The sequence below is a fragment of the Streptomyces sp. NBC_01298 genome (assembly GCF_035978755.1).
In the GTDB taxonomy this organism is placed as follows: Bacteria; Actinomycetota; Actinomycetes; order Streptomycetales; family Streptomycetaceae; genus Streptomyces.
On sequence record NZ_CP108414.1, the window covers coordinates 6,528,499 to 6,540,429 of the forward strand.

The following is an 11,931-nucleotide window of genomic DNA, read 5'->3' on the forward strand; positions in this document are numbered from 1 at the left end:
GCAGGATCCGAAGGGGGACGGCCCGGGCCCGGCGATTCCGGGCCGCACGGGACGACGTAGGGTCGGAGCGTGGAACAGACCCCGAACCAGGCCCCGACGCCCATCCGGGTGCTCCTCGCCGACGACCAGGCCCTGCTGCGCAGCGCGTTCAAGGTGCTCGTCGACTCCGAGGCCGACATGTGCGTCGTCGGGGAGGCCTCCGACGGGGCGCAGGCCTTCGAGCTCGCGCGCACGCTCCGGCCCGACGTCGTACTCATGGACATCCGGATGCCCGGCACCGACGGCCTCGCCGCCACCCGGCTGATCAGCGCCGATGCCGAACTGGCCGGGGTCCGCGTGGTGATGCTGACGACCTTCGAGGTGGACGAGTACGTGGCGGCGGCCCTGCGGGCGGGCGCCTCCGGCTTCCTCGGCAAGGGGGCCGAGCCCGAGGAACTGCTCAACGCCATCCGCGTCGCGGCCGCCGGCGACGCGCTGCTCTCCCCGGCCGCCACCAAGGGGCTCATCGCCACCTTCCTCGCGCAGGGCGGCGGCGAGGGGGCCACCCCCGCCGCGGCCCACGTACAGCGCCTGGCCGCGCTGACCGGACGCGAGCGCGAGGTCCTCGTGCTCGTGGCGGCGGGCCTGTCCAACGACGAGATCGCCCGCCGGCTGGAAGTCAGCCCGCTCACCGTCAAGACCCACGTGAACCGGGCCATGTCCAAGCTCGGCGCCCGCGACAGGGCGCAATTGGTGGTCATCGCGTACGAATCGGGACTGGTCCGGCCCCGGGCCGACTAGGCCGTTTCCTTCGGATCACCTCGCTGACCAGATATGGATGGCGGCGAGGTGGAGTCCGGAGAGGTAGATGGTGGCGGTCTTGTCGTAGCGAGTGGCCAGGCCGCGCCATTGCTTGAGTTTGTTGATGCAGCGTTCGACGGTGTTCCGCTGCTTGTAGGCCTCGCGGTCGAAGGCCGGTGGCCTGCCGCCACGGCTGCCGAGGCGTTTGCGGTTGGCGAGTTGGTCGGCGGGTTGCGGGATCACCGCGCGGATCCCGCGCCGACGCAGGTGGGAACGGATCGCGCGGGACGAGTACGCCTTGTCGGCCAGGACCACGTCCGGTCTCGCTCTCGGTCTGCCGACTGGCCGGGGAACCCGCAAGCGGGCCATGAGCTGCGGGAACGCAGGTGCGTCACCGGATTGGCCAGGCGTGATGACGAAGGCCAGAGGCCGGCAGCGGTTGTCGGCGGCCAGGTGGACTTTCGTGGTCAGTCCGCCGCGGGATCGTCCGAGGGCATGGTCGGCGGGCTCGCCGTCCGGGGCCCCTTTTGGCGGGCCCCGGCAGCGTGCTGGTGGGCACGGACGATCGTGGAGTCGACCGAGACGACCCAGTCGAGGTCGCCTTCGGCGTCGGCCTGGGCCAGCAGGGCGGTGAAGACCCTTTCCCAGGTTCCGTCGGCGGCCCACTTCCGCAGTCGGTTGTGAGCGCCCTTCCACGACCCGAAGGACTCGGGCAGGTCCATCCACGGCGTCCCGGTCCGGTACTTGAACGCGATCGCGTCGATCACCTGCCGGTGATCACGCCACCGACCACCCCTCTTCGGCGTCCGCTCCGGCAACAACGGCTCGATCCGCGCCCACTGCGCATCAGTCAACGACACACATCAACCAACGATCAGATGATCCGAAGGAAACGGCCTAGTCCCGAGGAGTCGCCGGGGATCCCGGAGTACGCCCGTCTACTGCGAACGCGGTATGCCCCGGATAAGGACGGGACCTGGGGGCGACGTCGGCGCGCCCGTGCGCACGAGAGGCTGAGGGGCCCCGCGCGTGCCCGAAGGCACGGCCGTCCGTCATGCCTCGTAGACGTCACCGCGTCCCTGCAGAGAGATCCCCATAGCCATGTTCCGGCTGTCCCGCTTCAGCCTCGCCCAGAGGGCGCTGATCGGCCTCGTGTCGCTCGTCGCGCTCCTCTTCGGCGCCATTGCCATCCCGCAGCTCAAGCAGCAGCTGCTGCCCTCCATCGACCTGCCGATGGTGTCCGTGCTCGCGCCGTACCAGGGCGCCTCGCCCGACGTGGTGGAGAAGCAGGTCGTCGAGCCGATCGAAGCCATGCTCAAGGGCGTCGACGGCATCACCGGCGTCACCTCCACCGCCAGCGAGGGCAACGCCCTGATCATGGCGACCTTCGACTACGGCGACGAGGGCACCAAGCAGCTCGTCGCCGACGTCCAGCAGGCCGTCAACCGGGCCCGCGTCCGGCTGCCCGCCGAGGTCGATCCGCAGGTGATCGCCGGTTCCACCGACGACATCCCGACCGTGGTCCTCGCCGTCACCTCCGACAAGGACCAGCAGGCGCTCGCCGACCAGCTGAACAAGTCCGTGGTCCCCGCGCTCCAGGACATCGCGGGCGTCGGCCAGGTCACCGTGGACGGCGTACGGGACCTGCAGGTGACGGTCACCCCCGACGACGCCAAGCTCGCCGCCGCCGGCCTCGACGGCGCGGCCTTGGCCCAGGGCCTTCAGGCGGGCGGCGCCACCGTCCCCGCCGGCTCCTTCGACGAAGGGGGCAAGAACCGCACCGTGCGCGTCGGTTCGGGCTACACCTCGCTCGCCCAGCTCGAGGACCTGCGCCTCACCGCCGGACCGGGCAAGCCCGCCGTCCGCCTCGGCGACGTGGCGAGCGTGAAGCAGGAGGCGGCCAAGGCCGACTCCCTCACCCGCACCAACGGCAAGCCCAGCCTCGCCCTCATGCTGACCATGGACAAGGACGGCAGCGCCGTCGCCATCTCGGACGCGGTCCGGGACAAGCTGCCCGAGCTCCGCTCCACCCTCGGCTCCGGCGCCGACCTGACCGTGGTCAGCGACCAGGGCCCGGCGGTCGCCAAGTCCATCTCGGGCCTGACCACCGAGGGCCTGCTCGGCCTCGTCTTCGCCGTCGTCGTGATCCTGGTCTTCCTCGGCTCGCTGCGCTCGACGCTGGTCACCGCGGTCTCCATCCCGCTGTCCGTCGTCCTCGCGCTGATCGTGCTGTGGACCCGCGACCTCTCCCTCAACATGCTGACGCTGGGCGCGCTCACCATCGCCATCGGCCGGGTCGTCGACGACTCGATCGTGGTCCTGGAGAACATCAAGCGCCACCTCGGCTACGGCGAGGAGCGGCAGCACGCGATCATCACGGCGGTCAAGGAGGTGGCCGGCGCGGTCACCTCCTCCACGCTCACCACCGTCGCCGTCTTCCTGCCGATCGCCTTCGTCGGCGGCATGGTCGGCCAGTTCTTCGGCCCGTTCTCCATCACCGTCACCGCGGCCCTGCTGGCCTCGCTGCTCGTCTCCCTGACGGTCGTGCCGGTGCTCTCGTACTGGTTCCTGCGCGCGCCGAAGGGCGTCAGCGAAGGGGACGCCGCGAGCATCGAGAAGGCCCGCCGCGAGGCCGAGGAGAAGGAGTCCCGCAGCAAGCTCCAGCGGTTCTACGTACGGGCGCTGGGCCTGGTCACCCGCCGCCGGGTCGCCACCCTGGTCGTCGCCGTCGTGGTGCTCGTCGCGACGCTGGGCATGACCCCGCTGCTCAAGACGAACTTCTTCGACCAGGGCGAGCAGGAAGTCCTCAGCATCAAGCAGCAGTTGCCGCCCGGCACCTCGCTGGTCGTCGCCGACGAGGCGAGCCGCAAGGTCGAGAGGGTCCTGGACGGGACCGACGGGGTCAAGGACTACCAGGTCACCGTCGGCTCCTCCGGCTTCCTGGCCGCCTTCGGCGGCGGTACGGGCTCCAACCAGGCCTCGTACCAGGTCACGCTGGAGGACTCGGGGAAGACCGAGTCCGCCAAGAAGCACATCGAGACCGCCCTCAAGGGGCTCGACGGCATAGGCGAGACGACCATCGCGGCCGGCGACGGCTTCGGCAGCCAGAACCTCAGCGTCGTGGTCAAGGCGGGCGACGGCGCCGTCCTCGCCAAGGCCGCCGAGCAGGTCCGCGCCGAGGTGGCGAAGATCGAGGACGTCACCGACGTCCAGAGCGACCTGTCCCAGTCCGTGCCCCGGATCTCGGTCACCGCCACCCCCAAGGCGGCGGACCTCGGCCTGAACCAGGCGGCGCTCGGCGCCATCGTCGGCCAGGCCGTACGCGGCAACCCGGCGGGCAAGGCCGTACTGGACGACACCGAGCGGGACATCGTCATCAAGTCCGCGCAGCCGGCCACCACCCTGGCCCAGCTGCGGGCGCTGCCCGTCGGCCCCGTGAAGCTCGGTGACATCGCCGAGGTCAAGGAGGTCCCCGGCCCCGTCGCGATGACCCGGATCGACGGCGCCCGCGCCGCGACCATCAGCGCGAAGCCGGTCGGCGACAACACCGGCGCCGTCAGCTCCACCCTGCAGACGAAGATCAAGGCCCTGGACCTGCCCGAGGGCGCCACGGCCACCATCGGCGGCGTCGGACAGGACCAGAGCGAGGCCTTCGGCCAGCTGGGCCTGGCCATGCTCGCGGCCATCGCGATCGTGTTCATGCTGCTGGTCGCCACGTTCCGCTCACTGGTCCAGCCGCTGATCCTGCTGGTCTCGATCCCCTTCGCGGCGACCGGCGCGCTCGGCCTGCTCCTGGTCACCGGCACCCCGCTGGGCGTCCCGGCGATGATCGGCATGCTGATGCTCATCGGCATCGTCGTGACCAACGCGATCGTCCTGATCGACCTGGTCAACCAGTACCGGGCCCAGGGCTACGGCGTGATCGAGGCGGTCGTCGAGGGCGGCCGCCACCGACTGCGCCCGATCCTGATGACGGCACTGGCGACGATCTTCGCGCTGCTCCCGATGGCGCTGGGCGTCACCGGCGAGGGCGGCTTCATCTCGCAGCCGCTCGCCGTGGTCGTCATCGGCGGCCTGATCAGCTCCACCCTGCTGACCCTGCTCCTGGTGCCGACCCTCTACACGATGCTGGAGCTCCGCAAGGAGCGCCGCAGCGCGAAGAAGAGGGCCCGCCTGACCGTGGTCCCGGCCCCGGCCGCCTCCGCGGAGGACGAGAGCCCGGTCAAGGTCTGAGGGCCTGATGGCCTGAGGACCGTACGCACACACGCCGAAGGGCCGCCCCTCGCAGGAGGGGCGGCCCTTCGGTCGTGCGCAGGGGCCCTACGGAAGCGCGAGCATCCGCTCCAGGGCGAGCTTGGCGAAGTCCGCGGTCTCCTTGTCGACCTGGATCTGGTTGACGAGGTTGCCCTCGGCCAGGGACTCCAGGGTCCACACCAGGTGGGGGAGGTCGATGCGGTTCATGGTCGAGCAGAAGCAGACCGTCTTGTCGAGGAAGACGACCTCCTTGTCCTCCGGGGCGAAACGGTTGGCCAGACGCTGGACGAGGTTCAGCTCGGTGCCGATGGCCCACTTGGAGCCGGCCGGGGCCGCCTCCAGCGCCTTGATGATGTACTCGGTGGAGCCGACGTAGTCCGCGGCCGCCACGACCTCGTGCTTGCACTCCGGGTGGACCAGGACGTTCACGCCGGGGATGCGGGCGCGCACGTCGTTGACCGAGTCGACCGAGAAGCGGCCGTGCACCGAGCAGTGGCCGCGCCACAGGATCATCTTGGCGTTCCGCAGCTGCTCGACGGTCAGGCCGCCGTTCGGCTTGTGCGGGTTGTACAGCACGCAGTCGTCGAGGGACATGCCCATGTCGCGGACGGCGGTGTTGCGGCCCAGGTGCTGGTCCGGCAGGAAGAGGACCTTCTCGCCCTGCTCGAACGCCCACTCCAGGGCCTTCTTGGCGTTGGACGACGTACAGATCGTGCCGCCGTGCTTGCCCGTGAAGGCCTTGATGTCGGCCGAGGAGTTCATGTACGAGACGGGGACCGTCTCACCGGCGATGCCGGCCTCGGTCAGCACGTCCCAGCACTCCGCGACCTGCTCGGCGGTGGCCATGTCGGCCATCGAGCAGCCCGCTGCCAGGTCCGGCAGGACGACCTTCTGGTCGTCCGAGGTCAGGATGTCCGCGGACTCGGCCATGAAGTGGACGCCACAGAAGACGATGTACTCGGCCTCCGGCTTGGCGGCCGCGTCCTTGGCCAGCTTGAAGGAGTCACCGGTGACGTCGGCGAACTCGATGACCTCGTCACGCTGGTAGTGGTGGCCGAGGATGAAGACCTTGTCCCCGAGCTTCTCCTTGGCGGCACGGGCGCGCGCCACGAGGTCCGGGTCCGACGGCGAGGGCAGGTCGCCGGGGCACTCCACCCCGCGCTCGCTCTTGGGATCGGCCTCGCGGCCGAGCAGCAGCAGGGCAAGGGGCGTCGGCTGGACGTCCAAAGGCTGGTTGTCCAAAGGCTGGGCGGTGGTCACGACACGCACCCTTTCTGTTCTGCGACAAGGGACTTCTGAAGCCACTCTGAAGCCATCGCTTCGACTTCTCGTCTATTTGACGTTATCTATCATAACTGCTTCACGTCACTTTGACGATGCCGATAGTGTCGATGTGACGAATTCGCCCGCCCGCCGCGGGTGCCTCGCGGGGACCCACCACCGCGCGGTGGTGTGCGAGCATGGAATTTCTGAAACACGCGTCGGGTCCCGGAATGAATCCGCGGTCCCGCTCGTTGCCACCGACGGCAAGAGTCCGACGTTTCCCCGCTCCCGGCGGGGAGCCGCCCACTTCGGGAGTGAATGCAGATGTCCGTACAGGACGAAAAGACCACCGTGAGCGACGGCATCCTCCTGTCCGACGCCGCCGCCGAGAAGGTCAGGACCCTGCTGGAGCAGGAAGGCCGCGATGACCTGGCGCTGCGCGTCGCCGTCCAGCCCGGTGGCTGCTCGGGCCTGCGCTACCAGCTCTTCTTCGACGAGCGCTCCCTCGACGGCGACGTCGTGAAGGACTTCGACGGTGTGAAGGTCGTCACCGACCGGATGAGCTCCCCGTACCTGCACGGTGCGTCCATCGACTTCGTCGACACCATCGAGAAGCAGGGCTTCACGATCGACAACCCGAACGCCACGGGCTCCTGCGCCTGCGGCGATTCCTTCAACTAAGCCCCGCGGGGCCTCAGGGCCCGGCTGAGCTCGTAGGACCAGACGAGAGGGGCCCGCCCGCGGACATCCGCGGGCGGGCCCCTCTCGCACGTCCTGGCGCCTCCTGACGGGGGACGGCTGCGCCTAATGGCGGGGGACGGCCTTGCCGTTCGTCGCGTCGATCACCTTGCGGTCGCCGAGCGGCTGCTGGAGCGTGCCCGTCACCGTCATCTCCTTCGCGATCATGATGCAGGACTGCCCCGGCTTGTTCGGGGTGTCCGTGATCTTCACCATCACCGACTCCGGCTGCTCCCGGACCTCCAGGGCGTACGTGCTGCACACCCCGCCCCAGAAGTTCACGGTCAGCGTCCGGTCGGCCGAGGCGTACGAGAAACCGGGCACGCTCTGCCCCTTCGCGGGCGGATCGACCGGGGTGGGCAGGTCCACCGGGGGAGTCTCCCCGGTCAGGGCCGCCGGCTGGGCCACCGTGTGCCCCGGGCCGCCGTCCTTGCCGGCCACCTCGAACAGCCAGGCCGGCACCAGGCCGCGGGCCCCGTCGACCGTGCCCGGGACCAACCCGAGCTCGGCGCCCCGCACCGACTCCGTCCGGGTCGGCTTCATCGGCCGGGGCTCCGGGTTGCACGGCAGCGTGTCCGTGGCGCCGTCCGGGGAGTCCGGAGTCAGCGGGACGCTCGTGGCGCAGCCGCTGGGGCCCGGGTCCGTGGCGCCGGAGCCCCGGGACTTGTCGTTCAGCCGGGCCAGCGCGTCGACGGCCCCGACCACCGGCTGCTCGGTGGCGGCCCGCACCGGAACCTTCAGCTCGCCACTGCCCGACACCACCTGGGAATCCACCCCGACGCCGATCCGGGTGGACCAGCCCTGCGTGCGCGAGCCCCCGATCACCGGGTCGGCCGTCACCAGGCGTACGGAGCCCTGCGCGATCCGGGCGTCGAGCGCGGCCGAGCCCTGCCCCACGGCCGTCAGCACGGGCGCGGCGGCGCCCTTGGCGGCGGCCTCGGAGACGGGGGTGCCCCCGGTGCCGCCGTGCTCCCGGCCCAGGTCCTGGGGGAGGGTGGCCGGGCCGCAGGTGTCCTTGCCGCGGACGCAGTCGTCCCCGGTGCCGCCGACCTGGAAGCGGGAGTAGTTCCAGGTCCCGGGGGCCTTGAGGTTCACCGTGAGCCGGGGCCCGGAGCCGTCGGCCGCCTCCCCGGCCTGCCAGGTCTCCCCGACGAGCCGGGGCGCGCCGGAGATCCCGAGCGCCGTGGCGAGCCGCGCCACCTCCGCGGAGGTCACCTCGCCGCTCGCCACGAAGGCCGGCGCCGTGGCGGGGCCGTCGGGAAGGGGGACGTCGGCGGTGTAGGTGACCCCGCCGCCGGAGGGGTCGGGCTCGCCGGGGGCGATGCCGGGCCCGGGCGGAGTCGGCGCGGAGGCCGCCGCACGGGGCGCGGAGGCCGCGCTGTCGGCCGTACGCCCCTCGCTCGTACGGCCCTCGCCGTGGGCGACCGACGCCCAGTACGCGGTGCCGCCGCCGGTGAGCAGGACGGCGGCCGCGATCGAACCGACGACCCAGGCCGGCCGCCGTCGTGTGACACGTGACGCACCGGGGGCGCCGAGTCCCTCGGCCGCCCCGGTTCCCTCGGGTGCTTCCAGTCCATCGGAGTGTTCGCTGGTCACCGCATCGCTCCTTTGCCCGTCCCGCATGGGGTGATGCGGGTGTGACGGAACAGACGCGGATCCGGTTCCGCAGGGGCGGCCGGACGGCTGGACGGCCTAATAGCCGTAGACCGCCGTGGAGGCGATCAGGCGGGCCGAGGCCGCCGGGACGCGGATCCCGTTGATCTGGGAGGGAGCAACCCGATCCGGACGGGGATCCGCGGGAACCGGCCAGTGCGGGGCCATCCGGGCGCAGTCGCCCAGCAACTGTTCGAAGTCGGTGCCCGCCGGGTTCTCGGAGGTCCGGACGTGCCCGAAGCCATCGGTGTAGGTCATGGGGCACGGTAGGCACGCCACCGCGGGTGAAGAAAGAGCTACTACGGGGTAGTTTCGGCCGGTCGGCCGTCCGCCCGCCGACCGGGTAGTTTTGACTGTCCCCTTGCCTTCCCCCGCAGGAGCGTCCACGCCGTGCGTATCGCAGTCACCGGCTCCATCGCCACCGACCACCTCATGACCTTCCCCGGCCGCTTCGCCGACCAGTTGGTCGCGGACCAGCTGCACACGGTCTCCCTCTCCTTCCTCGTCGACAACCTCGACGTGCGGCGCGGCGGCGTCGGCCCGAACATCTGCTTCGGCATGGGGCAGCTCGGCGCCCGGCCGATCCTCGTCGGAGCCGCCGGCTCCGACTTCGACGAGTACCGCGCCTGGCTCGACCGCCACGGCGTCGACACCCAGTCCGTGCGGATCTCCGAGGTGCTGCACACCGCGCGCTTCGTCTGCACGACGGACGCCGACCACAACCAGATCGGCTCCTTCTACACGGGTGCGATGAGCGAGGCCCGCCTGATCGAGCTGAAGTCGGTCGCGGACCGGGTCGGCGGCCTGGACCTCGTCCTGATCGGCGCGGACGACCCCGAGGCGATGCTGCGCCACACGGAGGAGTGCCGTACGCGGGAGATCCCCTTCGCGGCGGACTTCTCGCAGCAGATCGCCCGGATGGACGGCGACAACATCCGCACCCTGATGGAGGGCGCGACGTACCTCTTCTCGAACGAGTACGAGAAGGGCCTCATCGAGGCGAAGTCCGGCTGGACCGACGCGGAGATCCTGGCCAAGGTCGGCACCCGGGTCACCACCCTCGGCTCGAACGGCGTCCGCATCGACCGGGTCGGCCACGACCCGATCGTGGTCGGCTGCCCGGAGGAGACCGCGAAGGTGGACCCGACGGGCGTCGGCGACGCGTTCCGCGCGGGCTTCCTGACGGGCCTGGGCTGGGGCGTCGGCCTGGAGCGGGCCGCGCAGGTCGGCTGCATGCTGGCCACGCTCGTCATCGAGACCCTCGGCACCCAGGAGTACACCCTGGGCCGGGCCCACTTCATGGAGCGCTTCACGAAGGCCTACGGCGACGAGGCCGCGGCGGAAGTCCAGTCCCACCTCCCGGCGTAGCCCCTCACGGAGCCTGGTCCCGCTACCGCCCGGGGCGGAGCCCGGTGGGCGGGTGCGGGTGCTCGGCCCTGCGGGGCGGAGTCCCCTACCCGCCCTTCCACCGTTCCCCGGGCTCCGCCCGGACCCGGCCCGTGGTGCGGCACATCCAGCCTCGCCGGCGTTTGAGGCGCGGGGTCCGGGGCGGAGCCCCGGGGAACGGGCGAAGGGCGGGTAGGGGACTCCGCCCCGCAGGGCCACCCCGCCCCCGGCCCGCAGGCCGGCCCGCGGCGCAGCCGGATCAGACCGCCCGGCGGACCGTGTACGCGGTACCGAGGGGACGCGGGGCTTCCCCCACGTACACCTGCCCCCGCATCGCGCACCACGCCGGAATGTCCAGCCGCGCCACCTCGTCGTCCGACAGGACGGTCACCGTCCCCCCCACCGGCACCCGCCCGATCGCCCGGCCCAGCTCGATCACCGGCTGCGGACACCGCAGGCCGAGGGTGTCCAGCTCCAGGGATTCCGCCTCCGGATCGGCGGCCAAAGCCGGTTCCACCACGCCGAGTTGCTCGCGGATTCCCGCCACCAGCCCCGGCAGGACCTCCAGGAGGCCGTTGACCTCCGCCGCCGTCGTACCGGCCGGCAGGGAGACCCGTACGTTCCCCTCCGACAGCACCCCCATGGCCCGCAGGACATGGCTGGGCGTCAGCGTCGAGCTGGTGCACGAGGACCCGGAGGAGACGGAGTAGCCGGCCCGGTCCAGCCCGTGGAGCAGGGTCTCCCCGTCCACGTACAGGCAGGAGAAGGTGACCAGGTGCGGGAGCCGGAGGTCCGGATGGCCCACCACCTCCACGTCCGGCACCAGGCGGGCCACCCGCCGCCGCAGCCGGTCCACCAGGATCCGCAGGCGGGCCGCCTCCGCGTCCGCCTCGGCCCGCACCGCCCGCAGGGAGGCCGCCGCGGCGACGGCCGCGGGCAGGTTGACGAAACCGGGGGAGCGCCCCGACTCCCTTTCGTCTGCGGGGCCTTGGGGGGCGAAGCGCACTCCCTTGCGGACGGCCAGCAGGCCGATCCCGGGCGGGCCGCCCCATTTGTGGGCGCTCGCGCACAGCACCGACCAGTTCCCGGGGACCGGCCCCCAGCCCAGCGACTGCGCGGCGTCCACCAGCAACGGGACCCCGGCGGCGGCGCACACCCCGGCGACCTCGGCCACGGGCTGGACGGTGCCGACCTCGTGGTTGGCCGACTGGAGGCAGGCCAGCGCGGTGGAGGGGCCCACCCGTTCCGCGTAGGAGGAGGCGGACACCCGGCCGAAGCGGTCCACCGGGACCTCCTCGACCCGCCCGCCGGCCGCCGCGTGGACCTCCGCCGCGTGCAGTACGGAGCTGTGTTCCACCGCTGATACGACCAGATGCCCGCCGACGCGCCGGCGCCCCGCCAGGACCCCGGCCATGCCCGAGTGAACCGCGTGCGTCCCCGAAGGAGTGAACGCGAGCTCGTCGGGGCGGCAGCCCACGGCCTCCGCCGCGGCCTCCCGCGCCGCGTCCAGCAGCAGCCGGGCCCGGCGCCCTTCGCGGTACAGCCGGGCCGGGTCGGCCCAGCCTTCGTCAAGGGAGGCCTGGAGCGCCTGCCGGGCCACGGGGTGCAGCGGGGCGGCGGACGCGGTGTCGAAGTACGGCATCCGGTCACGCTAACCGGCCGCCGCGCCGGCGTGGCGATCGGACGAGGTCAGGGGTCGTCAGAAGGGGGCAGGATGCTGCCATTCGGGGTCGATTGGGCCGTCCCCCGTACGGCGGATCCATCCCTTCGGGGGCAGTAACGGCGCGTTGGGCACCCTCCCCGCGCGACCCCAAATAGCGTCCAGTAGGGTTTGGTCCGCATAAACATCCAAACCCC

At 71.6% G+C, this 11,931-nt stretch carries 9 protein-coding genes; 4 read left to right on the forward strand and 5 right to left on the reverse strand.

All coding sequences use genetic code 11. The annotated features are described in order from the left end of the window. The first annotated feature begins 69 nt into the window (after window positions 1-69). The gene (locus OG730_RS29680; RefSeq protein WP_327307104.1) at window positions 70-780 is read left to right on the forward strand and encodes a response regulator; all 711 of its coding nucleotides are present in this window, start codon (window positions 70-72) and stop codon (window positions 778-780) included. 15 nt (window positions 781-795) lie between these two features. Here the strand turns inward: OG730_RS29680 and OG730_RS29685 are convergent. Then, window positions 796-1,640, reverse strand: a protein-coding gene (locus tag OG730_RS29685) for an IS5 family transposase (protein WP_442815035.1) whose coding sequence is annotated in 2 segments (ribosomal slippage) — window positions 796-1,284 and window positions 1,287-1,640 — 843 coding nt in all. Because the reading frame shifts where the segments join, the coding sequence is not laid out codon by codon here. 241 nt (window positions 1,641-1,881) lie between these two features. On the opposite strand from OG730_RS29685, the gene OG730_RS29690 reads away from it, so the two are divergent. Next, window positions 1,882-5,013: an efflux RND transporter permease subunit gene (locus OG730_RS29690; RefSeq protein ID WP_327307105.1), complete on the forward strand. Its 3,132-nt coding sequence runs from the start codon at window positions 1,882-1,884 to the stop codon at window positions 5,011-5,013. Window positions 5,014-5,100: 87 nt separating this feature from the next. Here OG730_RS29690 and nadA read toward each other — a convergent pair whose 3' ends face one another. Further along, entirely contained in the window at window positions 5,101-6,303 is a 1,203-nt protein-coding gene (gene nadA / locus OG730_RS29695) for a quinolinate synthase NadA (protein ID WP_327307106.1), read from the reverse strand. A gap of 318 nt (window positions 6,304-6,621) precedes the next feature. Between nadA and erpA the strand changes: the two genes are divergently transcribed. Next, on the forward strand, window positions 6,622-6,978 hold the full coding sequence (gene erpA / locus OG730_RS29700) for an iron-sulfur cluster insertion protein ErpA (protein WP_243330017.1): 357 nt from the start codon (window positions 6,622-6,624) through the stop codon (window positions 6,976-6,978). Between the two features lie 123 nt (window positions 6,979-7,101). Here erpA and OG730_RS29705 read toward each other — a convergent pair whose 3' ends face one another. Together OG730_RS29705 and OG730_RS29710 are read right to left on the reverse strand one after the other, a co-directional pair. Next, window positions 7,102-8,631, reverse strand: coding sequence for a hypothetical protein (locus tag OG730_RS29705; RefSeq protein ID WP_327307107.1), 1,530 nt, complete (start codon window positions 8,629-8,631; stop codon window positions 7,102-7,104). A gap of 96 nt (window positions 8,632-8,727) precedes the next feature. Further along, window positions 8,728-8,946: a hypothetical protein gene (locus tag OG730_RS29710; protein ID WP_327307108.1), complete on the reverse strand. Its 219-nt coding sequence runs from the start codon at window positions 8,944-8,946 to the stop codon at window positions 8,728-8,730. Between the two features lie 132 nt (window positions 8,947-9,078). Between OG730_RS29710 and OG730_RS29715 the strand changes: the two genes are divergently transcribed. Next, window positions 9,079-10,056, forward strand: coding sequence for a carbohydrate kinase family protein (locus OG730_RS29715; protein ID WP_327307109.1), 978 nt, complete (start codon window positions 9,079-9,081; stop codon window positions 10,054-10,056). A gap of 277 nt (window positions 10,057-10,333) precedes the next feature. Here the strand turns inward: OG730_RS29715 and OG730_RS29720 are convergent, their stop codons facing one another. Further along, complete coding sequence (locus tag OG730_RS29720) at window positions 10,334-11,716, reverse strand: cysteine desulfurase/sulfurtransferase TusA family protein (RefSeq protein WP_327307110.1); 1,383 nt, start codon at window positions 11,714-11,716, stop codon at window positions 10,334-10,336. Window positions 11,717-11,931 lie beyond the last annotated feature (215 nt).